Origin of the sequence: Kosakonia sp. CCTCC M2018092 (assembly GCF_003864115.1) — a bacterium.
Taxonomy (GTDB): Bacteria; Pseudomonadota; Gammaproteobacteria; order Enterobacterales; family Enterobacteriaceae; genus Kosakonia; species Kosakonia cowanii.
Window position 1 is genome coordinate 3,993,933 of record NZ_CP034225.1, and the last position, 24,280, is coordinate 4,018,212.

24 protein-coding genes and 1 other annotated feature are annotated in these 24,280 nt (G+C 55.9%); of the genes, 7 read left to right on the forward strand and 17 right to left on the reverse strand.

Annotated features, from left to right (window positions below; translation table 11 throughout):
- Positions 1–4 precede the first annotated feature (4 nt).
- Positions 5–122, reverse strand: a sequence feature (Thr leader region).
- From thrL to yjjY, 3 genes are all read right to left on the reverse strand, one after another.
- Positions 61–129 carry a thr operon leader peptide gene (gene thrL / locus EH164_RS18915; protein ID WP_124971581.1) on the reverse strand — a complete coding sequence of 23 codons (69 nt, stop codon included), beginning with the start codon at positions 127–129 and terminating at the stop codon, positions 61–63. It overlaps the preceding feature by 62 nt.
- A gap of 209 nt (positions 130–338) precedes the next feature.
- On the reverse strand, positions 339–1,025 hold the full coding sequence (locus EH164_RS18920) for a tRNA/rRNA methyltransferase (protein ID WP_124969915.1): 687 nt from the start codon (positions 1,023–1,025) through the stop codon (positions 339–341).
- A gap of 396 nt (positions 1,026–1,421) precedes the next feature.
- Complete coding sequence (gene yjjY, locus EH164_RS18925; protein WP_086870418.1) at positions 1,422–1,562, reverse strand: protein YjjY; 141 nt, start codon at positions 1,560–1,562, stop codon at positions 1,422–1,424.
- Between the two features lie 94 nt (positions 1,563–1,656).
- Between yjjY and arcA the strand changes: the two genes are divergently transcribed.
- Positions 1,657–2,373, forward strand: coding sequence for a two-component system response regulator ArcA (gene arcA, locus EH164_RS18930; RefSeq protein ID WP_023480336.1), 717 nt, complete (start codon positions 1,657–1,659; stop codon positions 2,371–2,373).
- 42 nt (positions 2,374–2,415) lie between these two features.
- Here the strand turns inward: arcA and creD are convergent, their stop codons facing one another.
- From creD to creA, 4 genes are read right to left on the reverse strand one after another with little or no spacing between them, the layout of a single operon-like run.
- Entirely contained in the window at positions 2,416–3,795 is a 1,380-nt protein-coding gene (creD, locus tag EH164_RS18935; RefSeq protein ID WP_124969918.1) for a cell envelope integrity protein CreD, read from the reverse strand.
- 57 nt (positions 3,796–3,852) lie between these two features.
- Positions 3,853–5,277, reverse strand: coding sequence for a two-component system sensor histidine kinase CreC (gene creC / locus EH164_RS18940; RefSeq protein WP_124969921.1), 1,425 nt, complete (start codon positions 5,275–5,277; stop codon positions 3,853–3,855).
- Positions 5,277–5,966 carry a two-component system response regulator CreB gene (creB, locus tag EH164_RS18945; protein ID WP_124969923.1) on the reverse strand — a complete coding sequence of 230 codons (690 nt, stop codon included), beginning with the start codon at positions 5,964–5,966 and terminating at the stop codon, positions 5,277–5,279. The genes creC and creB overlap by 1 nt, the downstream gene beginning before the upstream one ends.
- Before the next feature lie 11 nt (positions 5,967–5,977).
- Positions 5,978–6,451 carry a protein CreA gene (gene creA, locus EH164_RS18950; RefSeq protein ID WP_023480363.1) on the reverse strand — a complete coding sequence of 158 codons (474 nt, stop codon included), beginning with the start codon at positions 6,449–6,451 and terminating at the stop codon, positions 5,978–5,980.
- 218 nt (positions 6,452–6,669) lie between these two features.
- Here creA and robA point away from each other — a divergent pair, with 218 nt between their 5' ends.
- A complete protein-coding gene (gene robA, locus EH164_RS18955; RefSeq protein WP_124969926.1) occupies positions 6,670–7,542 on the forward strand; it encodes an MDR efflux pump AcrAB transcriptional activator RobA in 873 nt (290 codons plus the stop codon).
- Here robA and gpmB read toward each other — a convergent pair.
- Positions 7,539–8,186 (reverse strand): 2,3-diphosphoglycerate-dependent phosphoglycerate mutase GpmB, encoded by a 648-nt coding sequence (gene gpmB / locus EH164_RS18960; RefSeq protein WP_124969929.1) that lies wholly within the window; start codon positions 8,184–8,186, stop codon positions 7,539–7,541. The genes robA and gpmB overlap by 4 nt on opposite strands.
- A 99-nt stretch (positions 8,187–8,285) precedes the next feature.
- Between gpmB and yjjX the strand changes: the two genes are divergently transcribed.
- Positions 8,286–8,801 carry an inosine/xanthosine triphosphatase gene (gene yjjX / locus EH164_RS18965; protein ID WP_124971584.1) on the forward strand — a complete coding sequence of 172 codons (516 nt, stop codon included), beginning with the start codon at positions 8,286–8,288 and terminating at the stop codon, positions 8,799–8,801.
- On the opposite strand, the gene trpR is transcribed toward yjjX, so the two are convergent.
- Positions 8,792–9,121, reverse strand: coding sequence for a trp operon repressor (trpR, locus tag EH164_RS18970; RefSeq protein WP_023480369.1), 330 nt, complete (start codon positions 9,119–9,121; stop codon positions 8,792–8,794). The genes yjjX and trpR overlap by 10 nt on opposite strands.
- A gap of 75 nt (positions 9,122–9,196) precedes the next feature.
- A complete protein-coding gene (gene sltY / locus EH164_RS18975) occupies positions 9,197–11,137 on the reverse strand; it encodes a murein transglycosylase (protein WP_124969932.1) in 1,941 nt (646 codons plus the stop codon).
- A 215-nt stretch (positions 11,138–11,352) separates the two neighbouring features.
- On the opposite strand from sltY, the gene ettA reads away from it, so the two are divergent.
- Together ettA and EH164_RS18985 are read left to right on the forward strand one after the other, a co-directional pair.
- The gene (gene ettA / locus EH164_RS18980) at positions 11,353–13,020 is read left to right on the forward strand and encodes an energy-dependent translational throttle protein EttA (protein ID WP_124969935.1); all 1,668 of its coding nucleotides are present in this window, start codon (positions 11,353–11,355) and stop codon (positions 13,018–13,020) included.
- Positions 13,021–13,340: 320 nt separating this feature from the next.
- Positions 13,341–13,925: a LuxR C-terminal-related transcriptional regulator gene (locus EH164_RS18985; protein WP_124969938.1), complete on the forward strand. Its 585-nt coding sequence runs from the start codon at positions 13,341–13,343 to the stop codon at positions 13,923–13,925.
- Here EH164_RS18985 and nadR read toward each other — a convergent pair.
- From nadR to serB, 3 genes are read right to left on the reverse strand one after another with little or no spacing between them, the layout of a single operon-like run.
- Complete coding sequence (gene nadR, locus EH164_RS18990; RefSeq protein ID WP_124969941.1) at positions 13,875–15,101, reverse strand: multifunctional transcriptional regulator/nicotinamide-nucleotide adenylyltransferase/ribosylnicotinamide kinase NadR; 1,227 nt, start codon at positions 15,099–15,101, stop codon at positions 13,875–13,877. The two genes, EH164_RS18985 and nadR, sit on opposite strands and share 51 nt — an antisense overlap.
- A gap of 29 nt (positions 15,102–15,130) precedes the next feature.
- Positions 15,131–16,513 carry a DNA repair protein RadA gene (radA, locus tag EH164_RS18995; RefSeq protein ID WP_124969944.1) on the reverse strand — a complete coding sequence of 461 codons (1,383 nt, stop codon included), beginning with the start codon at positions 16,511–16,513 and terminating at the stop codon, positions 15,131–15,133.
- Between the two features lie 8 nt (positions 16,514–16,521).
- Positions 16,522–17,493 (reverse strand): phosphoserine phosphatase, encoded by a 972-nt coding sequence (serB, locus tag EH164_RS19000; protein ID WP_124969947.1) that lies wholly within the window; start codon positions 17,491–17,493, stop codon positions 16,522–16,524.
- Between the two features lie 118 nt (positions 17,494–17,611).
- On the opposite strand from serB, the gene EH164_RS19005 reads away from it, so the two are divergent.
- The gene (locus tag EH164_RS19005; RefSeq protein WP_023480449.1) at positions 17,612–18,256 is read left to right on the forward strand and encodes a YtjB family periplasmic protein; all 645 of its coding nucleotides are present in this window, start codon (positions 17,612–17,614) and stop codon (positions 18,254–18,256) included.
- Positions 18,257–18,306: 50 nt separating this feature from the next.
- Entirely contained in the window at positions 18,307–19,323 is a 1,017-nt protein-coding gene (gene lplA, locus EH164_RS19010) for a lipoate--protein ligase LplA (protein ID WP_124969950.1), read from the forward strand.
- A 55-nt stretch (positions 19,324–19,378) separates the two neighbouring features.
- Here the strand turns inward: lplA and yjjJ are convergent, their stop codons facing one another.
- The 4 genes from yjjJ to deoA form a co-directional block, all read right to left on the reverse strand.
- The gene (yjjJ, locus tag EH164_RS19015; protein WP_124971587.1) at positions 19,379–20,707 is read right to left on the reverse strand and encodes a type II toxin-antitoxin system HipA family toxin YjjJ; all 1,329 of its coding nucleotides are present in this window, start codon (positions 20,705–20,707) and stop codon (positions 19,379–19,381) included.
- 148 nt (positions 20,708–20,855) lie between these two features.
- Positions 20,856–21,575, reverse strand: a complete 720-nt coding sequence (gene deoD, locus EH164_RS19020) for a purine-nucleoside phosphorylase (RefSeq protein WP_023480392.1) — start codon at positions 21,573–21,575, stop codon at positions 20,856–20,858.
- A gap of 58 nt (positions 21,576–21,633) precedes the next feature.
- Complete coding sequence (deoB, locus tag EH164_RS19025; RefSeq protein ID WP_042716009.1) at positions 21,634–22,857, reverse strand: phosphopentomutase; 1,224 nt, start codon at positions 22,855–22,857, stop codon at positions 21,634–21,636.
- Positions 22,858–22,908: 51 nt separating this feature from the next.
- Positions 22,909–24,231 carry a thymidine phosphorylase gene (gene deoA / locus EH164_RS19030; protein ID WP_124969953.1) on the reverse strand — a complete coding sequence of 441 codons (1,323 nt, stop codon included), beginning with the start codon at positions 24,229–24,231 and terminating at the stop codon, positions 22,909–22,911.
- Between the last annotated feature and the right edge of the window lie 49 nt (positions 24,232–24,280).

The following is a 24,280-nucleotide window of genomic DNA, read 5'->3' on the forward strand; positions in this document are numbered from 1 at the left end:
GCTCGAAAAAAAAGCCCGCACTGTTCAGGTGCGGGCTTTTTTCAGTATTTCCTGTACGCGTCAGCCCGCACCGTTACCTGTGGTAATGGTGATGGTTGTAATAGTGGTAATCGTGCAGATGCGTGCCATGGATGTTGTGCTCTGTATTATTATCTGTCTGTGCTGTATGCCTATATTGGTTAAAGTATCTGCCTGCTTAAGTCAATTTATTTTTTAATTATGCAGAATTTATTCAATTCCCGTCTGCGCTAAAAGCGGAGCCGTTTACAGCCCGATCAGGGCGATGGGAAATCGATATCGCAGCATCTTCAGCTATAAAAGAATCTTATTGCAGCGCGTTACTCGATAAGCTTTTTTTCGATATCGTGAAGCAAACGGTGCAACATGGCGGTGTCGCGCTGCTCAAGTAAGCCAAGCCGCTGATCCAGCCAGTCGACCATTTTCATATCATCAACCACGTCTAATTTTTTGAGTAAATTATGTGCCCGTAAACGCAGTGCGCTTAACTGGTTATTATCAACCTGAGAAATTGTTTGCGGCGCACTTTGCATTAACGCAGATAATTGATAGCAAAATACCATTACCGCCTGGCCGAGATTGAGCGAAGGGTAATCTGCCGCCATCGGTACGCCGGTCAGAATATCCGCCAGCGACAGCTCATCATTGGTCAGCCCGGAATCCTCACGCCCAAAAACCAGCGCCGCGCCGCTAAGCCAGGCGCTTTTTTCCTCTAATAACGGCACAAGCTGCTCAGGCGTTGCGTAATAGTGAAATTTCGCCCGGCTGCGCGCGGTAGTGGCAATAGTGAAAGGAATATCGGTCAGCGCGTCGGCGAGCGTCGCGTAGTGTTTCGCGTTATCCAGGATGTCGCCCGAACCGTGCGCGACGCGCCTTGCTGCTTCCTGTAAATGGGCATCGCTGTCGACAATACGTAAATCAGTAAAGCCCATCGTTTTCATGGCACGCGCCGCTGCGCCGACGTTTTCCGCTCGCGCGGGGGAGACAAGAACTATTGCCAGTTGCATCGAAACCTTCTTTTTTCATGCCCGCTGAAAAATGTGACATCAATCAACATATTACGTGGAGCGAATTTACAATTAGATAACACCAAACGCCGATCGGCCCCGTCTCTACGCTTAAAAAAAGCTAAACTGTTTATCAGCAATATTACCTGTTAAGATGTTAACAGAACGGGCATATCCCTCTGTTTCTTCTTGGCATTTTAATACAGAAATGTCTGCCTGTGTTGGATTCAGGCTATTTATCAATTAGCGTACGCAACTACTTGGTTTATTGAAAATTTGTAATAGAAGCTAGCAGCTGGCTATCAGAATTTCGCTAAAGTGTTAACGTGCTACAATTGAACTTGATATATGTCAACGAAGCGTAGTTTTATTGGGTGTCATTTGCGTCTTAGCCTGTTATGTTGCTGTTAAAATGGTTAGGATGACAGCCGTTTTTGACACTGTCGGGTTCAGAGGGAAAGTGCCCACGACCAAGCTAATGATGTTGTTGACGTTGATGGAAAGTGCATCAAGAACGCAATTACGTACTTTAGTCATGTTATGCCGTCATGTTAATTTTCGACATGCACCAGGCTGGTCAGGGACTTTTGTACTTCCTGTTTCGATTTAGTTGGCAATTTAGGTAGCAAACATGCAGATCCCGCACATTCTTATTGTTGAAGACGAGTTGGTAACACGCAACACGTTGAAAAGCATTTTCGAAGCAGAAGGCTACGATGTCTTTGAAGCGACTGATGGCGCTGAAATGCATCAGATCCTTTCTGAACACGATGTAAACCTGGTGATTATGGATATCAATCTGCCGGGTAAAAACGGTCTTTTATTGGCGCGTGAGCTGCGTGAGCAGGCAAATGTCGCGCTGATGTTCCTGACCGGTCGCGACAACGAGGTCGATAAAATTCTCGGCCTTGAAATTGGCGCGGACGATTACATCACCAAACCCTTTAACCCGCGTGAATTGACTATCCGCGCGCGCAACCTGCTGTCCCGTACCATGAACCTCGGTACCATCAGCGAAGAGCGCCGCAGCGTCGATAGCTACAAATTCAATGGCTGGGAGCTGGATATCAACAGTCGTTCGCTGATTAGCCCGAACGGCGAGCAGTATAAGCTGCCGCGCAGTGAGTTCCGCGCGATGCTGCACTTCTGCGAAAACCCGGGCAAGATTCAGTCGCGTGCTGAGCTGCTGAAAAAAATGACCGGGCGTGAGTTGAAACCGCACGATCGTACCGTGGATGTCACCATCCGCCGTATCCGTAAGCACTTTGAGTCAACGCCGGATACGCCAGAAATTATCGCCACCATTCATGGCGAAGGTTACCGCTTCTGCGGCGATCTGCAGGAATAAACGAACGCAAACGAAAAAGCGGCGCACAGTGCGCCGCTTTTTTTATTTCCAGATCCTTAACTCATCTTCCGTCGCAGGCTCCGCTGCGATCCGTTTTATCCCTGCCGCTGACAATGCATACCAGTCAAATTTACGTGTCAGGAACATTACCGCAGTCAGTGCCACAAACAGCACGCCGGTTCCCAGTAAGAGCGCATTATCCTCAGAGTTGAGCAGTCCCCACATCACCGCATCAAGCAGCAGTAGCGCGGCGGTAAAGCCCAGACTTGCGCGCCAGCTCTTCATCACGCCCTGCAAATAGAAGCCGTTCAACAGCGCGCCGAGTAGGCTGGCGACAATCCACGCGGCGGTAAATCCGGTATGTTCAGAAAGCGCCAGTAATACCAGATAAAACATCACCAGCGACAAGCCAACCAGCAGATATTGCATCGGGTGCATCTGCCGCGCGGTGAGGCTTTCAAATACGAAGAAGGCGAGGAAAGTCAGCACGATCAGCAAGATGGCATACTTTATCGCTCGGTCGGTCAGTTGATACTGATCCGCCTGGGTGACGATATTGACGCTGAATGCCGGCAGTTCCCAGTTGTTCTTACTGGAAAGCACTACCGTATCGCGCACTTTACTGTCCAGATTGTTGGCAAACCAGCTACTCTGCCAGTGCGCCTGGAATCCGCTCTCGCTCACTTCACGTTTTTCCGGCAGGAAATCGCCCATAAAACCAGGGTGCGGCCAGTCGCCCTTCAGCGCCATCTCGCTATTACGGCCAAGCGGCACCACAGAAAATTCACCGGTTCCACTCAGGTTGAACGACATCGCCAGCTTGAGCGGTTTTTGCAGGCTCTCCATCGCCAGCGGCATATGCACGCCCTGTAGATCGCTCATCAATCCCGTCCCCGGCTCGACGCGCAGCGCTTCGCCGTTCACGCTTGTGCTGCGCACCAGGCCAATGCCACGAGAATCGCTCACCGCCAGCACGATAAACGGCTCGCCAAGCGTCACATTCTCACTGGGTTTGATATCCAGCCGCTTCGGGTCGAACTCGGCGTTAATATCGATGTTGTTATGCCAGAGTTGCCCGTCATAGATACCGATCTTGCGCGTTTCAACCTGCTGATTACCGTTGACCATCAGCGATTCCGGCAACCACAAACGGATGAAACTCTGCTTGCGACGTATCTCTTTCGGCGGTTCGTTTTCGCCGCTGCTCTCCAGCGATACGGTGGTTTCCGTTACCGGAATGGCGATCAGCGGGCCAATCAATTTTTGCGAGCCAGCGCTGCTCTGGCGCAGCGTATCGGTCACTTCATGTCGATAATCGGCGCGCTCGCCAATCAGGCTGCTGAGCATTGTCAGCGGGATAAGTAACACACACAGGCAACTTGCCAGCGTAACCATTTTCCAGAACAGGGGGGATTTCAACATAGCCTTCTCCTTAGTGATGCGCGCAGCATAACGAGGCTATGTGTGAAGCATTTGAAGTTATGTGAAGTGAGGGTGAAGTGTCAGACGGGCTTCGCAGCCCCCTTCCGCACGGTTCGACACCGTGACAGCGCCGTGATGCAACCGCGCGACTTCCTGGACAAATGCCAGCCCTAATCCGCTGCTCTTCTGCCCGTTCCCGCGCGGCAGGGAGTAGAAGCGCTCAAAGATGCGCGGCAGCGCGTAATCAGGGATGCCAGTGCCGCTATCGCTCACCGTAATCACCACCTTGTCGGCTTGCTCCGTGGCACGCAGGACAATATTGCCGCCAGCAGGTGTAAAGTCGATGGCATTATCCAGCAGGTTTCCCACCGCCTGCGCCAGCAGCTCTTTATCACCAGCCACCACCGTCTCGTTAGCCTCATAAACAATGTTCAGCGCCTTTGCCGCTGCCACCGCGCTTCGCTCCTCCTGCAATTGCTGAAAGAGCGCACTCATCTCAACAGGCGCGAAGGCGATTTCCAGACGGTTCTCCAGCTTCGCCTGATGCAGAAGCTTCTCAACCAGGCGCTGCATACGGCTATTCTGCGCAAGAATATTCTCCGTGAAGCGGGTCGCGACTGGCTGAGGAGGATGTTCACGCAGGATCTCCGCCGCGCCGCGGATCGCCGCCAAGGGGCTTTTCAGCTCATGGGTCAGGGCATAAACATACTGTTCGATATAGTTTTTCCCCTCCAGTTTGACGCGCATGCTCTCCAGCGCCTGCGCCAGTTTGCGCAGCTCGCTGCTGCCCAGCTCGGGCAATGGCACGGGGCGGTCTTCGGTGACCGAATCGGCATAGCGGGCGAGCTTGCCGATCGCGCGGTTGATCCACCACACCATCACGCCGCCAATCAGCAGCGCAATGCCGAGCAGCGCGCCACCAGCCCACAATATGCGTCGCTCGCTGCGTTTTATCACCGGATCCATGGCGCTATTGGGTTTACCGACGCTCACCACGCCAATGATCCGCCCCGCCTCTTTCACCGGCGCGGCGACATACATCACCGTACTTTGCGGATCGCCCGCCACCAATGGTGAGCTACGCGCGCCATACTGCCCGCGCAGCGTCAACCAGACATCGTTCCAGCGCGAATAGTCCTCGCCCAGCGCTTTGCCCGTCGAATCAAATACCACGCGCCCGCTCGCGTCCGTCATATAGACATGGTACTCATTGCGCACTTTGTGAATGCCATTGATATGGGCGTTAATCGGGTGTTGATGGAGGGTAGAGAAGGCCTGCGCCAGCCGCCCATCCTGTGCATGCCCGCTGCGCAGATCCTCGCGGGCAAACTCCGCCAGCAATGTCGCGGTATCAATCAACGTGCCTTCGGTTGCGCGCCGCACGCCGGGTTTGATCTCCTGCACGAAGATAAACAGCACAAACCAGGCGGCCACTGCCACAATCAGGAAGTAGCCCAGCAGCAGGCGCATGCCGATACGCATCAGCGCAGCCCCAGGCTGTAACCCATGCCACGATGGGTGTTGATCGGCGTCAGTTCAGGATTGATTGCGCGCAGCTTGGCACGCAGCGTTTTGATATGGGTGTCGACCGTACGATCGAAGCTCTCTTGCCCATCGCACCACACCTGGTCCATCAACTGCTGGCGCGAAAAGATCCTCCCCGGTGCCTGCAATAGTGTTTTCATTAACAGGAATTCATACCGCGTCAGATTCAGCGTTTCGCCGCACCAGAGGATAATCGCCGCGGTTTCATCCAGTTCAAACTCGCCGACGCGAATAAGGTCGCTGTGCAACGAGGCTTTCTGCATTCTGCGTAATACGGTGCGCACGCGGGCGCACACTTCGCGCGGCGAGAAGGGTTTGGCGATATAGTCATCCGCGCCCATCTCCAGCCCCAGCAGCTTATCTACCTCTTCGCTGCGCGCGGTCAGAAACAGCACCGGCAGCGCGGGTGCGCGTGCCAACAGACGCCGACACAACTCAAAGCCGCTGATATCCGGCAGGCCGACATCAAGGATGACCAATTCGGGCAACCGCTGCGCCGCTGCATCCAGCACCGGCAAACCCCGCTCAAATGCGGTGACGGCAAACCCATCCTGTTGCAGCATATAGATTAAGGTTTCAGCGATACTGGCTTCATCTTCCACCAGCCAAATCAGCGGTTGCGGCATAGACACGTTGCTTATTTACCCCACGGCATGATCGGCACCGCGCTGATGGCGTTCTTCGGAGAACCTTCGACCACTTTATCGGAGTAGGCTAAATAGGCCAGCGCGTTACGCTTGGCGTCGTAGAAACGAACCACCTGTAACTTTTTGAAAACTAATGAGGTTCGCTTCTGGAAAACAACATCGCCCTGCGCTTTGCCGTTCTTGATTTTATCGCTCAGCTCAACCGGCCCCACCTGCTGGCAAGAGATCGCCGCATCGGAGGTATCCTCTGCTAAACCAAGCCCACCTTTGATACCGCCGGTCTTCGCCCGGCTGATATAACAGGTGACATTCTTCACATCGGGATCGTCGAACGCTTCAACGACGATTTTGTGATCAGGGCCGAAAATCTTAAACACCGTATCCACCGATCCAATCTGCTCCGCCTGTGCGGAAGCCAGTGAGGTCAACAGGAGAGCAGGAATAACAAACTTTGTATATTTCATATTGTTACCATTTTTGAATATTACGTTACGCAACTATTCAGTTTTCATATGAGAAACTGTTTGCAGATCACCCATTTACAAAATTTATGATTAAAATCAGTCACAATGCGCGGGCAAGCACAAAAAAAACACTGCATGCTAAACCCCTTAAAACCCGCTATTATCCCTCCCCTGATATCAAGCGTTCACCGCTGCTGTGCTATGGAAGAGGATATTTTATGGATCAGGCTGGCATCATTCGCGACTTACTTGCCTGGCTGGAAGGCCATCTCGATCAGCCGCTGTCGTTAGATAATGTGGCGGCAAAAGCGGGCTATTCCAAGTGGCATTTGCAAAGGATGTTCAAGGATGTCACAGGCCACGCTATCGGCGCCTATATTCGCGCCCGCCGTTTGTCGAAATCCGCCGTTGCGCTGCGTCTCACCGCCCGCCCGATTCTTGATATCGCGCTACAGTATCGCTTCGATTCCCAACAAACCTTCACCCGCGCGTTTAAAAAACAGTTTGCCGTTACCCCAGCGCTCTATCGCCGTTCACCGGACTGGAACTCGTTTGGCATCCGTCCGCCGCTGCGTCTGGGCGAGTTCGCCTTACCGACGCATAGCTTTGTCACGCTGCCACCGATGAAGCTTATCGGTACTACGCAAAACTACACCTGCGCGCTGGAGGAGATCTCCGATTTTCGTAACCAGATGCGTATCCAGTTCTGGCGCGAGTTTTTAAGCAATGCGCCAACCATTCCGGATGAGCTGTACGGCCTGCACGAGCCGCGGCCGAGCCAGGAAAAAGATGACGAGCAGGAAGTCTTTTACACCACCGCCCTGACGCCGGAGCAGGCAAATGGTTACCTGAACAACGCTCAGCCGGTCGAACTGGAAGGGGGAGACTATGTTGCCTTCTCCTATGATGGCGCACCGGAAGGGTTACAGGAGTTTATCCTGACCGTCTACGGCACCTGCATGCCGATGCTTCAGCTGACGCGCCGTAAAGGCCAGGATATCGAACACTTCTACCCGCAGCGTAACGCCATCAACGATCGTGAACCGCCAACGCACATCCGCTGCGAGTATCTGATCCCTATCCGCCGTTAACGCTGCATCTCATCGAGCGCAGGAGCGTCCAGATGCGAGACGTCGCCTGCGGTTTCCACCACCCAGCCTGACGCCAGCCATGGGCTCTGCTGATAGTCGATGCGGGAGATGGAGCAGTTGCGCAGGCGCAAACGGCGTTCGGCGTAAGCTGGCAGACCAAGGATCGTGCTCACCAGACACCCCAGCGCCATGCCGTGGCTCACCAGCAGCGGACGGCTGCCCTGTGGCAGTTCGAGACAGGCTGCCAGCGCGGCGTGCATACGCTCGCTCAGTTCTTGCATCGACTCCCCTTCAGGAATGCGGCCATCTGCGGTGCCGTTGACTAACTGACGACGCCAGCCCTCCTCCTCTTCGGTCAAAGAGTCGAGGGGGCGTCGCTCCAGCACGCCCATATTGAGCTCGCGCAGGCGCGGTTCCAGCGTCACGTCGCAGCCGCAAATGTCCGCGATAATCTCCGCCGTGCGGCGCGTACGCCCCAGGTCGCTGGTGATAATGTGGGTGATGCCCAGTGCTTTCGCGCGTTCCGCCACCTGTCGGGCTTGTGTTTCGCCCTTGTCGGTTAACGGACTGTCAGACTGGCCTTGAATACGACGCTCGGCGTTCCAAAGGGTTTCACCGTGGCGAACAAGGTATACCTGTAACATGTATTGTTATCCATTATACTGCGATGAATTTATTTCTCTGAGGAAGGCTCAAGTCCGCATGGGAAAAGCAGTTTCCTCTCGGACATGCCTTAGATGATTATGCACCAAGTTGTCTGCGCTACCACCAATCCCGCCAAAATTCGGGCGATTCTGCACGCTTTTAACCAGATTTTCGGCGAAGGATGCTGCCATATTGACTCTATTTCCGTCGAGAGCGGCGTTCCGGAACAACCCTTCGGCAGTGAAGAAACGCGAGCTGGCGCACGAAACCGCGTGCGAAACGCGCGCGCGGCGCAGCCGAACGCCGATTTTTGGGTGGCGATCGAAGCGGGTATTGATGAAGGGAGCACCTTCAGTTGGGTGGTGATTGAGAATGGTGAGTTGTCCGGCGAATCCCGCTCGGCAACGCTGCCGCTGCCGGAAGTGATTCTGCGCGATGTGAACGCTGGCGAAGCGCTGGGGCCGGTGATGTCACGCTATACCGGCATTGATGAGATAGGCCGCAAAGAGGGAGCCATCGGCGTCTTTACCGCCGGGGCGCTGACCCGCGAAAGCGTCTATCACCAGGCGGTGATTTTAGCGCTCAGCCCGTTCCATAACGCCGTTTATCGTTGAGCGTTAAGTAACGCTTTTTCCAGCCACAGACGCAAATCCGTCGGCGCGGCTTTCAGGCTGTTGGAGCCGCGCGTGATGGTCGCAATGCCCGCGCCAAGCTCGTTTTTCAGCTCGCGCTGGCTCATCTCGCCGCGCAACAGCTCTTCGATAATACGCACCCGCGTGCCCAGCGCTTCACGCTCGTCCGGCGTAAGCATCAGGTTAAGCAATGGGATATGCAGTTCGTTGTCGTACGCCTGCCTGAGCAGATCAACAAAGCGTTGCCACTCCTGCTCGCGCTGTTCGGCCATCGCCGCTGAATAGGGGGATTGCTGAGTCATAGTTTGTCGCCGTGTTAGGGATTTTTATGCTGCGTACTCGTGCATGAGTACGCAGCATAGCATAAACCACACTAATCAGTAACGGCGCTGCCATTCAGCGTCACTGAGGATGGTCGCTTTCTCGTCCTGCAGGAAGTAACGGTAGTAGGCATCATAAGCCAGCACGTTTTTCACATAACCGCGCGTTTCCGAGAAAGGAATGCTCTCGATAAACGCCACCGCATCCAGCTTGCCGCCGCTGTTATTCAGCCAGCTACGCACCCTTCCCGGCCCGGCGTTATAAGCCGCCGAGGCGAAAATACGGTTATCGCCAAACTGCTGATAGACATACTGCAGGTAGCTGGTACCGATCTTGATGTTAGTTTCCGGATCGAAGAGCTGGCTGGAGTTACTGTAGCCCGGGATCGAAAACATCTTCACGGTGTGCGTGGCGGTAGCAGGCATAATTTGCATCAGCCCACTCGCGCCGACCGGCGAGCGCGCCGTCGGGTTCCAGGCGCTCTCCTGGCGGGAGATCGCCATCGCATAGCTCGGCGAAATCTCTTTATCGCCGGTATAGCGCGTATAGAGATCGCGATACGCCAGCGGGAAGCGCTCCTCTAACTGATCCCACAGCTTGCCGCTGATCGTCGCCTGCACGCTCAGATCCCACCACTGCTGCTCAAAGGCATAACGCGCCAGCTGCGCCTGCTGCTGCTGGCTACGGCTGGAGACCAGATTCGCCCACTCGCCGCGCGCAGTGTTATCCATCTTCCAGTACATCAACTCGCGCACGCGCGCCATCTCTGCGCTCTGCAACAGGGTCGGATCGACGTTGCCATCAGCCTTATCTATCTTTAACTGATACGCTTCGCCCAGACGCTGCGCGGCAGCCATCGGGTAGAAGCCGCGCTGCTGCATCAGCGCATGGAGGATCTCTTTGGCGTCGTTTTCACGCCCGCGCTCCAGCAGCAGATCGGCCTGCCAGTAGCGCCACTCATCTTTCTCTTTCGCCTCCATCGGCAGGCGCGAAAGCCAGGTGTTCAGCCCGCGGCGATCGCCATTGCTGAGCGCCATACGAACACGCCGCTCCAGCAGTGAAACGGATTGCGAACGCATAATCGTATCGTCGCGCCAGCGCGCCTGCTCGCTGGTAACATCATTGCCCATCAGCCGCCACGCAACCGTCTCGCGCAGCTGCTGCGTCTGCTCTTCATTGAGTTTTTGCGCCTGCGCCAGCGACGGGATCATCAACCGGGCATTTTCCACATCCTGGCGCGCCACGCTTTCAAACGCTTCTGCCGCCATCTGGCGCGTAAAGTCCGTCGCCCCGGTGGTGGTGGCAAAACTCATCACCGTCATCGGATCGTTGGCGAGCGTCACGATCGCCGACGAGATGGTCTGGTAATCGGGCGGCATCTGGCTCGCCAGCAGCGTGACAAGCCGCGTATTGCCGGCTTTCATCGCCAGACGGATACGTTCCAGGTAAGCGAGCGGATCCTGTTTGCCCGACGCGCGCCATGCGCCAAACAGCTGATCGCAGGCGTTGGGCTGGCTTTTACCGCTCAGCCAGAGATCTTTCGCGCCCGCCCAGGCTTCATCCGCCTGGCCGCTGTTCCATTTGGCGAAGTAGTAGTTGCACTGCGCCTCGGTGGTCGTGGGTTTGTCCGGGCTAAAGGCCAACAACCCCTGCCAGTCCTGACGCCGCGCCAGTTCGTTCACAAAGCGGTTTTTCAGCGTGCGCGCGGCGGGCAGCGTCGGATACTGCTGCACAAACTGGGTGACAGTGAGCGCCGGTTCGCTCATCAAATCGTCGGTGATCTGCCGGTATTGCAGGTAGGGGTAAAGGGGATAGGTTTGCAGCGTCGGCATTAGCTGCTGCACAACGTCCATCTGGTTGTTGTCCCAGGCGCTTTTGATTTGCGCATACCGATCGCGTTGTTCATCCAGTGAGTCCGCCTGCGCCGCATTGCTGAAGGACAGCAAACACACGCAGGCCGCCGCTAACCGCCAGGCGGCATGTTTAGCTCTCTGCACAGCTCTTTCCTCTTATCTGTCACATTTTTACAGCATCATGCCGCATACAGGGGTTAATGCTAACCGGGCATGCCGTAACGCGCCACGTTACGCACACTTTTTTACCTTTCTGGTGTGATTTAACAGTGTGAGCGTCGCTGGCTGGGATTAGCGCGCGAAAACGGCTACACTCCGCTGTTAAATGCACTACTCATAACAAAGAGGCGAAGTCCACCGTGGCTCAATTCGTATATACCATGCACCGTGTCGGCAAAGTTGTTCCGCCGAAACGTCATATTCTGAAAAATATCTCCCTCAGTTTCTTCCCCGGCGCAAAGATCGGCGTACTCGGCCTTAACGGTGCCGGTAAATCGACGCTGCTGCGCATCATGGCCGGTATTGATACCGACATCGAAGGGGAAGCGCGCGCGCAACCGGGTATTAAAATCGGTTACCTGCCGCAGGAGCCGCAGCTCAATCCTGAGCAGACGGTTCGTGAATCGGTTGAAGAAGCCCTTTCTGAAGTGGTTAACGCGCTGAAACGTCTGGATGAAGTTTACGCCCTCTACGCTGAGCCGGAGGCGGATTTCGACAAGCTCGCCGCTGAGCAGGGCAAGCTGGAAGAGATCATCCAGGCGCACGACGGTCACAACCTGAACGTGCAGCTTGAGCGCGCCGCCGATGCGTTGCGTCTGCCGGACTGGGATGCAAAAATCGCCAATCTCTCCGGGGGTGAACGCCGCCGCGTCGCGCTGTGCCGTCTGCTGCTGGAAAAGCCGGACATGCTGCTGCTCGACGAACCAACCAACCACCTGGATGCCGAATCCGTTGCCTGGCTGGAACGCTTCCTGCACGACTTCGAAGGTACCGTCGTGGCGATTACCCACGACCGTTACTTCCTCGATAACGTTGCGGGCTGGATCCTGGAGCTTGACCGTGGTGAAGGTATTCCGTGGGAAGGCAACTACTCCTCGTGGCTGGAGCAGAAAGATCAGCGTCTGGCGCAGGAAGCCTCTCAGGAAGCGGCTCGCCGTAAATCCATTGAGAAAGAGCTGGAGTGGGTTCGCCAGGGCGCGAAAGGCCGTCAGTCGAAGGGCAAAGCCCGTCTGGCACGCTTTGAAGAACTTAACAGCACCGAGTACCAGAAACGTAACGAAACCAACGAACTCTTTATTCCGCCAGGCGCGCGTCTGGGCGATAAAGTGGTTGAAGTCAGCAACCTGTGCAAAGCCTACGGCGACCGCCAGCTGATCGATAACCTCTCCTTCTCCGTACCGAAAGGGGCCATCGTCGGCATTATCGGCCCGAACGGCGCCGGTAAATCGACGCTGTTCCGCATGATGTCCGGTCAGGAGCAGCCTGATGCCGGTACGATCACCCTCGGTGAAACGGTGAAACTGGCCTCTGTTGACCAGTTCCGTGACGCAATGGATAACAATAAGACCGTCTGGGAAGAGGTCTCCGGTGGGCTGGATATCATGCGTATCGGCAACACCGAGATGCCAAGCCGCGCCTACGTTGGCCGCTTTAACTTTAAAGGCACCGACCAGGGCAAACGCGTTGGTGAACTCTCCGGTGGTGAGCGCGGTCGTCTGCACCTGGCGAAGCTGTTGCAGGTTGGCGGCAACATGCTGCTGCTCGATGAACCAACCAACGACCTGGATATCGAAACCCTGCGCGCACTGGAAAACGCCCTGCTGGAGTTCCCGGGCTGCGCGATGGTTATCTCGCATGACCGCTGGTTCCTTGACCGTATCGCCACCCACATTCTGGATTACCAGGATGAGGGTAAAGTGGAGTTCTTCGAAGGTAACTTCACCGAATACGAAGAGTACAAGAAACGCACGCTGGGCGCCGAAGCGCTGGAGCCGAAGCGTATCAAGTACAAACGTATTACCAAGTAATAAGCAGAGCGAATGGGGAGACCCATTCGCTCTCTTTTTCCCGCAAATCCTCAGCAAATTCCTCTTCTTTCCCGCACTAAAAAAGTATTTTTGTTTTTCTGTTATTCAGGACGAATAAGCCGCCTCGTTATATTCGCCATAGAAATAAAATAAAAACAAACTGCATCAGACAGGGTTAATTAGCAGCAGAAATACCTGCTCAATAACTATCGGCAGAATATCTGTTTTAGCTTTCGCTAAAAAAGCCGCATCTTGAATAACGCTACAGCCAGTCGCTACCATTTTGCTTCCTCGTCACAGGCAGTAAAGGGAGCCCTCTTATGCACATCATTACGGACGATCGCTTCCTGGCGTGCGGGCTGCGGGCGCTGTTTGATCAGGGGCTATTTAATCTTGCCGAAGAGGACGTTATCGTCGATTTTGATGATCACTTTCTGATTATTACCACGCTGCCGACGTTAAAAACGATTATGTCTGGCGACCAGTGCTTCGAGCACTTTTTATTACAGCCCTTTTTTAAAATTGAAAAGCGCATCGCCATAAAAGCGTTACCGCTTCAGCTGAAATACCGCCCCTGGCGGCAGCGCAAATATACATCGCCATCACTGCCTCTCACGCGCAAAGAGCGGGCGCTGCTGACGTATGTGATGAACAGTGAATATCAAAACGGGATTTTTGATTGTGGCGAGCTGGGTAGCAAGACCCTGAGCACTCACAAATACAATCTGCTGCGGAAGGTGAACCTGCGCTCGATTGCCGCGCTGGCGCAGGTGCATATGCGCTGGAAAACGCTCTCTCATCTGCGCTGTTTCTGGCCGGAGAGCGCATGCGCCAAACCGGCCAGAGAGCGCGCGCTACGCGCCCATCAGCTGTTTTACCAGGTCAACACACTGCAAGAAGCGTGAGTCATAATCGGCCTCTTCAACGCGAACATAGTCGATATTATTCGCTTCCAGCATCGAGACCAGCAGGTTCTGAAACTCACGGCGATCGACAGAGCTGCCGAGGCTGCGCAAGCCGTCGTTGATCCACGGCGTATTGTTTTCCAGCAGGATCACCAGATCGAAGCGATACTCATCGATCAGCGCCTGCACAAAGGGGTGCTCCCGCCCCTCATACTTTTTACAGAAGGCCTGCGTGGTGACAAAGTCGGTATCGATAAAGGCGACTTTATTAGCGTATTTCACCGCGAAATCAATATATTGCGCATGGCCGAGGGCGATTTTGTCGTAGTCGGAATATTGCAGCGCAATCTCATCCCCGCCGAGATGGGAGAAAACGTAATCACGGCCAAACTCCCAGGCGCTGGTGGTGTTGAAGATATTGGCAAGCTTGTTCACCAGCGTCGACTTCCCGCTCGACTCCCCGCCGAGGATCGCCACGGTGCGCACAAAGAAGGGCTTCACTTCCGTCGGAATGTATTCCCAGTAGCGGAACGGGTTTTCACGAATTTGTGAGCCGCTGATGTTCATAAAGGTGCGCTCGGGATCGACCAGCACCGCTTCCGTGCCGAGATGCTGCAAATATTGCGGCGCATCCGCGGCCTCAGAGGTGTAGATCCAGTTCGGCGTAATGCCCTTTTCCGCCATAAAGGCTTTGATGCCATTGCTCCAGACGTCCCAACCGTGTGGATAGGGCTCCATCCCCTCTTCGTTGAACGCATGGATGCGGATATTTTTCTGATACTTAAAGGTTTGCAGCAGCCAGCGCAGGCGGTCGCTCACCGTCGGTTGCTGCGACATCGCGCTCTCTTCAAACAGTGCGCGGTCGCGGGTTTCGTCATACCCGAGGATGATATGCAGCTCGTCAACCTGGCTACAGGCGCGCTGGATCAGGTAGATATGGCCGGTGTGCAGCGGGTAGAACTTGCCGAACACCACGCCGATATTTTTCTCGCGACGCGGGAAATCGAGCCCGAGGAAACGGTGCAGCGCCTCCAGCTTTTGCGCGCTGGGGCTTTTGATTTTGGCATTCAGCAGCTGGCTTAAGTAGCCTTTGGTCATGCCGCTGGCATCCGCGACCTGCTGCAACGTGCAGCCCTTCTGGCGAATGGCGGTTTTTAAGTAGTCGAATGACGACATCGTTGCCTCCTGCAAAAGTGATAAGCCAATTATAAGTCGTCAAAGACGCTTAGCGCATCGGCGAGCTTCTTCACGCCAAAGATCTGCATGCCTTCCGGCACCTTTTTCGGCACGTTTGCCGCCGGAACAATCGCCCGGCGAAAACCGTGCTTCGCCGCTTCCGAGATACGCTCCTGGCCGCTCGGCACCGGGCGGATCTCACCGGCCAGCCCGACTTCGCCGAACACCACCAAATCCTGCGGCAGCGGGCGATCGCGCAGGCTGGAGACCATCGCCAGCAGCAGCGCTAAGTCGGCGCTGGTTTCCGTCACTTTCACCCCGCCGACCACATTGACAAACACATCCTGGTCCGCCATCTGCAAACCGCCATGGCGGTGCAGCACGGCCAGTAAAATCGCCAGCCGGTTCTGCTCAAGCCCTACCGCCACGCGGCGCGGGTTCGACATCATGGAGTGATCGACCAGCGCCTGGATCTCCACCAGCAGCGGGCGCGTCCCTTCCCAGACCACCATCACTGAACTGCCGGAGGTCACTTCATCCCCGCGGCTAAGGAAGATGGCCGACGGGTTGCTCACTTCTCGCAGACCTTGCTCGGTCATGGCGAAAACGCCCAGTTCGTTGACCGCGCCAAAACGGTTCTTATGGCTGCGCAGCGTGCGGAAACGGGAGTCAGCATCGCCGTCCAGCAGTACCGAACAGTCAATACAGTGCTCCAGCACTTTCGGCCCCGCCAGCGAACCATCTTTCGTCACGTGGCCGACCATCACAATTGCCACGTCGCGGGTTTTGGCAAAGCGGGTGAGATACGCCGCGGTTTCGCGCACCTGCGCGACGCTGCCGGGCGAGGACTGGATATCCGCCATGTGCATCACCTGAATGGAGTCGATCACCATCAGGCGCGGCTTCTCCTCTTCTGCAATCATGCAAATCTGCTCGATGCTGGTCTCGGAAAGCATATTCAGGTTAGTGGTCGGCAGCCCTAAACGGTGAGCGCGCATCGCCACCTGCTGCAGTGACTCTTCGCCGGTGACGTAAAGGGTTTTCATCTGCTCGGAGAGCTTGCAGAGCGTCTGTAACAACAGCGTCGATTTACCCGCGCCCGGGTTACCGCCGATCAGAATGGCGCTGCCGGGCACCACGCCGCCGCCGAGGACGCGGTCAAACTCTTTAAAGCCGGTGGAGAAGCGCGGCAGCGCTTCGAGGCTGATATCGGAGAGCTTTTGCACCTTCGACACGCCCGCGCTGCCCGCATAGCCGGAGAGGCGCTCGTTGCGCGCAACGGTTGGCGAAGCGGCCACGCGCACTTCGGTAATGGTGTTCCAGGCGTGACAGGCGCTGCATTGCCCCTGCCAGCGCGGATAATCAGCGCCGCACTCATTACAGACAAACGCACGTTTTGGAGCTTTCGCCACATTCACCTCTACTTCTTATTAATACTGCCGGAAAGGATACAAAATACGCCCATCAGGTCGGCGTGACGAATGGTCACTTCCGCCTTCTCATTCACGGTCGGTTTGGCGTGAAAGGCGATACCAAGCCCGGCGGATTTGATCATCGGAAGATCGTTAGCGCCATCACCAATCGCCACGGTCTGTTCCGGGGCGATCTCATACTCTTCAGCCAGCAGCTTCAGCGTTTTCGCTTTGTACTGCGCATCGACGATATCGCCCAGCACCTGGCCGGTAAATTTACCGTCGACGATCTCCAACTGATTCGCCACCGCCGCCGTCAGATGCAGCTTGTCGCGCAGGTAGTCGGCAAAGAAGGTAAAGCCGCCGGAGGCAATCGCCACTTTCCAGCCAAGGGTTTCCAGTTTTAACACCAGCTGCACCAGACCCGGCATCAGCGGCAGATTTTCGCGCACCTGATGCAGGATAGCAGCATCCGCGCCTTTTAAGGTTGCCACGCGGCTGCGCAGGCTGGCGGTGAAATCGAGCTCGCCGCGCATTGCGCGCTCGGTCACTTCAGCGACCTGTTCGCCGGTGCCGGCCAGTTTGGCGATCTCATCAATACACTCAATCTGGATTGCGGTGGAGTCCATATCCATCACCAGCAGCCCTGGCGAGCGCAGGTGTGGGATTTTACCGAGCGGCGCGACATCCATGCCCTCATCGTGCGCCAGGCGCGTTGCGCGCGGCGTCAGCGAGCCTGCCAGGCGAATCACCTGATACTCATCCACGCTCCAGGCTGAAACAATCACCATCGCGGCACCCAGCTTGCGCTGATAGGTGGTCAGACGCTGCTTATCGAGGCTCCGGCTATAGAGCAACCAGCCGCTACGACCAGCGTGATAATCCAGAGGCATCACCTCATCACCACTGAGAGAGAGCGGCAATCCCGGCCACTGAGAAACATCATCGGGCAGGTCGCACCAGGTCAGACTGTTAGGCATTAAAGCTCCTGTAAAAACGTTCGCGCCAGAAAGCACCGGAGGGGAAAATAACGCAAGAGGCTACCTTGTAATCAACGCTTCTGGCAACATTAAGCATCAAATTTACAACAGGTGACACATGAGTCGCGCAAAACTTAAATTTCGGCTGCATCGCGCCGTGATTGTCCTTATCTGTCTGGCGCTGTTGGTCGCACTGATGCAGGGTGCATCCTGGTTCAGCCAGAAGCATCAGCGCCAGCGAAATCCGCAGTTTGAAGAGCTGGCAAGAACCCTGGCGCGCCAGGTGACGATCAATCTCACCCCGCTGATGCGCACCGAAACGCCCGATGAAAAACGTATAGCCGCCATCTTAGGCCCGCTCACGGAAGAGAGCCGCATTCTCGATGCTGGCGTTTATGATGCACAGGGCGACCTGGTGGCGCGCGCCGGTGAAGGTATTGAGGTACGTGACCGACTGGCGCTGGATGGCAAAAAGGCGGGGGCCTACTTCAACCAGCAGATCGTCGAGCCAATCCAGGGCAAAAGTGGCCCGCTGGGTTACCTGCGCCTGACGCTGGATACGCACACGCTGGCGACGGAAGCTAAACAGGTAGATAACACCACCAATATTCTGCGTCTGATGCTGCTGCTCTCCCTGGCGATCGGCGTGGTGCTGACGCGCACCCTGTTGCAGGGCAAACGCACCCGCTGGCAACAGTCCCCCTTCCTGCTGACGGCCAATAAAGCGGTGCCGGAAGAGGATGAGCAGGAAAAGCGAGAGTAGCCGCCGCGGCTTCCCGTACGCCCCCTGATTTTTTAGCAAGGATATCGCCTATGTCGACGCTTCGTCTTCTTATCTCCGACTCTTACGATCCGTGGTTTAACCTGGCGGTTGAGGAGTCGATTTTCCGCCAGATGCCCGCTACACAGCGGGTGCTGTTTCTCTGGCGCAACGCCGATACGGTGGTGATTGGCCGGGCGCAGAATCCGTGGAAGGAGTGCAACACTCGCCGCATGGAAGAGGACAACGTGCGGCTGGCAAGGCGCAGCAGCGGTGGCGGCGCGGTGTTCCACGATCTCGGCAATACCTGTTTTACCTTTATGGCCGGCAAGCCGGAGTATGACAAAACCGTCTCCACCAACATTGTGCTCAATGCGCTACAGGCGTTGGGCATTAACGCGGAAGCCTCCGGGCGCAACGACCTGGTGGTCAAGACCGCCGAGGGAGATCGTAAAATCTCCGGCTCGGCCTATCGCGAAACGCCGGATCGCGGCTTTCACCACGGGACGCTGCTGCTCAACGCCGATCTCAGCCGTCTGGCGAACTATCTCAACCCGGATAAGAAGAAGTTGCAGGCCAAAGGCATCACCTCCGTGCGCGGGCGGGTGGCGAATCTGGTCGATCTGCTGCCGGGCATCACCCATGAACACGTTTGCGCGGCCGTCATCGAAGCCTTCTTTGAGCACTATGGCGAAAGCGTCGAAGCAGAGGTTATCTCGCCGGACAAAACCCCGGACCTGCCGAACTTTGCTGAAACCTTTGCTCGCCAGAGCAGCTGGGAGTGGAATTTCGGCCAGGCCCCGGCCTTCAGCCATTTGCTGGATGAGCGTTTTACCTGGGGCGGCGTGGAGCTGCACTTCGATGTCGAAAAGGGGCACATCACCCGCACGCAGATCTTTACCGACAGCCTGAACCCGGCACCGCTGGAGGCACTGGCGGCACGTTTGCAGGGCTGCCTCTATCGCGCCGATATGCTGGCGCAGGCGTGCGACGCGCTACTGGTGGATTTCCCGCAGCAGCAACAGGAGCTGCGCGAACTATCGGCCTGGATCGTGCAGGCCGTGCGATAGAGCAGTAAGCCTGGCACTGTGCGTATCGGGCCTGATACGCGCAGCGCCAGAGAGATCACGCCATACGGTCTACGCTTCGCGCTGCCTGCTCAACCTTCCCTCTCATATCCCGTGCAATTCGACGGAAGCCATCGCTGATGCGCATATCGTCCGCCACAGCCTGCCAGAACTGGTTTGCCAGCGGGATAGCAACATCCCAGGCCTCTTTCTTCACCTGCGTGTCGACAACCAGATCAACGGCCTCTTGCCGCATCATGCCAGCGGTTGCAGGAGCAAAGGCCATCGGTAACATATCGTAGACCGGGGTCAGTTTCATCGGTGGTGTTGAGAGAAAAAAGGAGAGATTACCAGCATGCATATCGCTATTAGCAATCAGCCGCCCAAATGCCCAAATCTGCTCCGTGAGTGTTAACGATTCGGCATCTGTTTGCCGCTGTTTCACTAACTCGGCGACAACTTTTGGCCATGCGCCCGGGGAAGAAACAAATTCACTTTGCAGTGACTCCAGGGAGACAATAGCGCGGCGGCCTTCTGTACCAACACAATCAAAGCGGCGCGTTTCGAGAAACACTTGCCGGTTTTCGCCCATCAACGCAACGGAATGCGTGCTTTCAATTCCGGCGTTTGCCAGGACAGCAAGCGCGAGGGATTCTGCAATCAATAAATCCCCCCAGCGCACGGCGGCTTCCGTGGTTTGCGGGGCAGTAAACTTAACCAGCCTGTGAGCATATTCCGCACCGGTTTGCGCATAACACATAAATTTCGGCTGTTCACCGCCAGCAGAGGAGCCGATGATTTCTCCTTGAAGCGCCCGGAAAGCCAGCTCAGCATAGCTGTTCAGCTTTTCATCTTCTGTTATTGCCGCAGGTGGAGAAGCGGCGATCCATTTTTGATAACCAGCCTCGCCAATTAACCAGCCGCCGCTCTGCTCGTTCGCACTCATGGCGAGCGCAAAAAGCACATCTTCTTCCTGCCACAGGCGAATATCTTCAGGGAGTTCAAATTGTCGGGCAATGTTACGCCCCCAGGCTCGCCCTAAAAATCCCTGTGGGCGTAAATCGGTCAGATACCAGGGGATGCCATCAAACCATTGCCAGCTACCGTCCTCCATACTCACCAGACAACTTCCCTGCGGCCAGCAGGGGCGTAATTCTCCCCATTTACAGGCCCGCCCATTTTCATCAATACGCCACAACGGGAATAGTTCAATACCGCGAACAGGGCGCAATAAGGCATAACGCGTCGCGCGCGCTTTGCCGAATTGCAGAATATGAGGTTCCGCCGCCGTAAGACGTGAAAACGTCGCCTGGCTGATCTTTAAGGTGCTGCGCAAATCAGCGGCTGTGCGGGGGCCCTGTAGTAATGCATCCGAAAGAAGCGACATAGTGAATAGATACCTGAATAGATACTTGAATAGATTTATATCACTATTTTTATGATTTGAAAGGGGAAAAAATGAAAATGAAAAAATAGGTGAATAGATAGTGAGGGGTAAAATGCCGGGCAAGCTTACCGCTGCCCGGCAGGCAAAATTACGCGTTATCGCCCAGCAGGACAGATTCCAGCGCGATTTTGATCATGTCGTTGAACGTGGTTTGACGCTCATCGGAGGTGGTCTGCTCGTGGGTGCGGATATGGTCGGAAACGGTGCAGATAGTCAGCGCTTTCGCACCGAACTCTGCCGCAACGCCATAGATACCCGCCGCTTCCATCTCAACGCCGAGGATGCCGTACTTCTCCATCACGTCGAACATCTCGCCATCCGGGGAGTAGAAGAGATCGGCAGAGAAGAGGTTACCCACGCGCGCATCGACGCCAAGGTTTTTCGCCGCGTCAACCGCGTTACGCACCATGTCGAAATCCGCGATCGCTGCGAAGTCGTGATCCTTGAAACGCATACGGTTCACTTTGGAGTCGGTGCAGGCACCCATACCGATGACGATGTCACGCAGTTTCACATCCATACGCACGGCACCGCAGGAGCCGACGCGGATGATCTTTTTGACGCCAAAATCGGTGATCAGCTCTTTGGTGTAGATGGAGCAGGATGGAATACCCATACCGTGACCCATTACAGAGATTTTGCGGCCTTTATAGGTGCCGGTGTAGCCCAGCATGCCGCGCACGTTGTTCACTTCACGATAATCTTCGAGAAACGTTTCGGCGATGTGCTTTGCACGCAGCGGGTCGCCCGGCATCAGTACGACGTCCGCGAAATCGCCCATTTCTGCATTGATATGTGGGGTTGCCATCGTTGCTTCCTTTGACTTGTTAGAAAATGGAGGGCGGGAAAGACCCCGCCCAAAAAGATCAGAACATGGCTTTGCCATACTCCATATCAGAGACGCCGAAGTAGCGGGCGATCGTCTGACCAATATCAGCGAAGGTCTCGCGGTGTCCCAGCGAGCCTGCTTTTACTTTCGGGCCGTAGATCAGTACCGGAATGTGTTCGCGGGTATGATCGGTGCCTTTCCAGGTCGGATCGCAGCCGTGGTCGGCGGTGAGGATCAGGATATCATCTTCCCCCACCAGCTCCATCAGCTCCGGCAGACGGCGGTCGAACAGCTCCAGCCCGCCCGCATAACCGGCAACATCGCGACGATGGCCCCAGGATGAGTCAAAATCGACGAAGTTGGTGAAGACGATGGTCTTATCACCCGCTTCTTTCATCTCGGTAATGGTGGCATCAAACAGTGCGTCAAGGCCGGTTGCCTTCACTTTTTTGGTGATACCGCAGTTGGCATAGATATCGGCGATTTTACCGACGGAGACCACCTGCCCATCCTTCTCCTCGACCAGTTTTTGCAGCACCGTCGCGGACGGCGGCTCAACGGCCAGATCGTGACGGTTGCCGGTACGCTGGAAGTTACCCGCTTTGTCGCCCACAAACGGACGCGCGATAACGCGGCCAATGTTGTAGCCGCCTTCGGTCAGCTCTTCACGGGCAATTTCGCACAGCTCATAGAGCTTATCGAGACCAAAGGTCTCTTCGTGGCAGGCAATCTGGAACACCGAGTCGGCAGAGGTATAGAAAATCGGCTTGCCGGTTTTCATATGCTCTTCGCCGAGCTGGTCAAGAATGACCGTCCCGGAGGAGTGGCAGTTGCCGAGATAACCCGGCAGGTTAGCGCGCTCGACCAGCTTATCCAGCAGTTCCTGCGGGAAGCTGTTTTCGGTATCGCTGAAGTAGCCCCAGTCGAAAAGTACTGGTACACCGGCGATTTCCCAGTGGCCTGACGGCGTATCTTTCCCGGAAGAGAGTTCATGCGCCCAGGCATACGCGCCAATAATCTCGGCGTTGCCGTCCATACCGGCCGGGATCTCGCCGGTTGCGCCTTCGTGGGCTTTCGCAAGCCCGAGGCGAGTGAGATTCGGTAGATTAAGCGGACCTTTGCGCCCGGTATCTGCTTCACCTTTCGCACAGGCTTCAGCGATGTGGCCGAGAGTGTCGGAACCCGCGTCGCCGAAGCGATCCGCGTCTTCTGTCGCGCCGATGCCGAAAGAGTCCAGCACCATGATAAATGCACGTTTCATATGTTCTCCGTACCTTGTGCTTTGAAAAAAAGCGATCAGATCAGTATACCGCTATTCAGTAATGCGGCGATAGACCGTCGGTGTCTCTTTTGGTGCGCGGTCGCTCACACTTATTGCCGCTTTCACCACCTGTGCGGCGCTCTGCCAGCTGGCTTCATCTTTGGCGTGGATAATGGCGAGCGGACGTTGGCCGTCAACCTGCTCGCCGAGGCGCACCATATCGGTTAAGCCAACGCTGTAATCAATGGTATCGGATGCCTGACGACGACCGCCGCCCAGCGAGACCACCGCCATACCCAGCTCGCGGGTATCCATTGCGCTGACAAACCCTTCATCGTCGGCGTAAACCGCTTTGCTCAGGGTTGCCGTCGGTAAATAGCGATCGTAGTTCTCAACAAAATCATGCGGGCCTTTCTGCGCGGCCACCATGCGCCCGAAAATCTCGGCCGCTTTACCGTTATCCAGTACCGCCTGCAATTTCGCGCGCGCGTCAGCGTCGTCTTTCGCCAGTTTGCCGGAGATGAGCATTTCGGCGCTGAGCGCCATCGTCACCTCAAACAGGCGTGGATTACGGTATTTGCCCGTCAGGAACTGCACCGCTTCGCGCACTTCCACCGCGTTACCGGCGCTGGAGGCCAGCACCTGATTCATATCGGTCAGCAGCGCGGTCGTGCGTACGCCTGCACCGTTGGCAACGCCTACAATCGCTTCCGCCAGCTGTTCTGAACGCTCATAGGTCGGCATAAACGCCCCGCTGCCCACCTTCACATCCATCACCAGCGCATCAAGCCCTTCCGCCAGTTTTTTGGCGAGGATCGAGGCGGTAATTAGCGGAATGGAGTCAACGGTGGCGGTAATATCGCGGGTGGCGTAGAAGCGCTTATCCGCCGGTGCCAGCGAGTTGGTCTGGCCGATAATCGCCACGCCAACCTCTTTGATAATGTCGCGAAAACGCTGGTCAGAGGGGAAAATATCAAAGCCCGGAATCGCTTCCAGCTTATCGAGCGTGCCGCCCGTATGGCCGAGGCCGCGCCCCGAGATCATCGGGATATAGCCGCCGCAGGCCGCCACCATCGGGCCGAGCATCAACGATGTCACATCGCCAACGCCGCCAGTGGAGTGCTTATCCACCACCGGGCCATTAAGATCGAGGCTTTTCCAGTCAAGCACGGTACCGGAATCACGCATCGCCATGGTCAGCGAGACACGCTCTGGCATGCTCATATCGTGGAAGAAAATGGTCATCGCCAGCGCGGCGATTTGCCCTTCAGAAACGGTGTTATCGCGAATTCCGTTGATAAAGAAACGGATTTCTTCATCACTCAGCGCGATGCCATCGCGTTTTTTACGAATAATTTCTTGAGCGAGAAACAAGGTAACCCCCTGAGGATAGAGAGGGCCGGGCAACGGATTCAGCCCGGCA

Bases quoted from the DNA above. Each gene is read 5' to 3' on its own strand.
- trpR (WP_023480369.1), bottom strand. From the start codon at position 9,121: ATGACTCAGCAATCCCCCTATTCAGCGGCGATGGCCGAACAGCGCGAG.
- yjjX (WP_124971584.1), top strand. From the start codon at position 8,286: ATGCACCAAGTTGTCTGCGCTACCACCAATCCCGCCAAAATTCGGGCG.
- EH164_RS18920 (WP_124969915.1), bottom strand. From the start codon at position 1,025: ATGCAACTGGCAATAGTTCTTGTCTCCCCCGCGCGAGCGGAAAACGTC.
- creA (WP_023480363.1), bottom strand. From the start codon at position 6,451: ATGAAATATACAAAGTTTGTTATTCCTGCTCTCCTGTTGACCTCACTG.
- EH164_RS19005 (WP_023480449.1), top strand. From the start codon at position 17,612: ATGAGTCGCGCAAAACTTAAATTTCGGCTGCATCGCGCCGTGATTGTC.
- creC (WP_124969921.1), bottom strand. From the start codon at position 5,277: ATGCGTATCGGCATGCGCCTGCTGCTGGGCTACTTCCTGATTGTGGCA.
- EH164_RS18985 (WP_124969938.1), top strand. From the start codon at position 13,341: ATGCACATCATTACGGACGATCGCTTCCTGGCGTGCGGGCTGCGGGCG.
- deoD (WP_023480392.1), bottom strand. From the start codon at position 21,575: ATGGCAACCCCACATATCAATGCAGAAATGGGCGATTTCGCGGACGTC.
- yjjY (WP_086870418.1), bottom strand. From the start codon at position 1,562: ATGACTAAAGTACGTAATTGCGTTCTTGATGCACTTTCCATCAACGTC.
- creD (WP_124969918.1), bottom strand. From the start codon at position 3,795: ATGTTGAAATCCCCCCTGTTCTGGAAAATGGTTACGCTGGCAAGTTGC.
- serB (WP_124969947.1), bottom strand. From the start codon at position 17,493: ATGCCTAACAGTCTGACCTGGTGCGACCTGCCCGATGATGTTTCTCAG.
- gpmB (WP_124969929.1), bottom strand. From the start codon at position 8,186: ATGTTACAGGTATACCTTGTTCGCCACGGTGAAACCCTTTGGAACGCC.
- yjjJ (WP_124971587.1), bottom strand. From the start codon at position 20,707: ATGTCGCTTCTTTCGGATGCATTACTACAGGGCCCCCGCACAGCCGCT.
- deoB (WP_042716009.1), bottom strand. From the start codon at position 22,857: ATGAAACGTGCATTTATCATGGTGCTGGACTCTTTCGGCATCGGCGCG.
- creB (WP_124969923.1), bottom strand. From the start codon at position 5,966: ATGCCGCAACCGCTGATTTGGCTGGTGGAAGATGAAGCCAGTATCGCT.
- robA (WP_124969926.1), top strand. From the start codon at position 6,670: ATGGATCAGGCTGGCATCATTCGCGACTTACTTGCCTGGCTGGAAGGC.
- lplA (WP_124969950.1), top strand. From the start codon at position 18,307: ATGTCGACGCTTCGTCTTCTTATCTCCGACTCTTACGATCCGTGGTTT.
- arcA (WP_023480336.1), top strand. From the start codon at position 1,657: ATGCAGATCCCGCACATTCTTATTGTTGAAGACGAGTTGGTAACACGC.
- nadR (WP_124969941.1), bottom strand. From the start codon at position 15,101: ATGTCGTCATTCGACTACTTAAAAACCGCCATTCGCCAGAAGGGCTGC.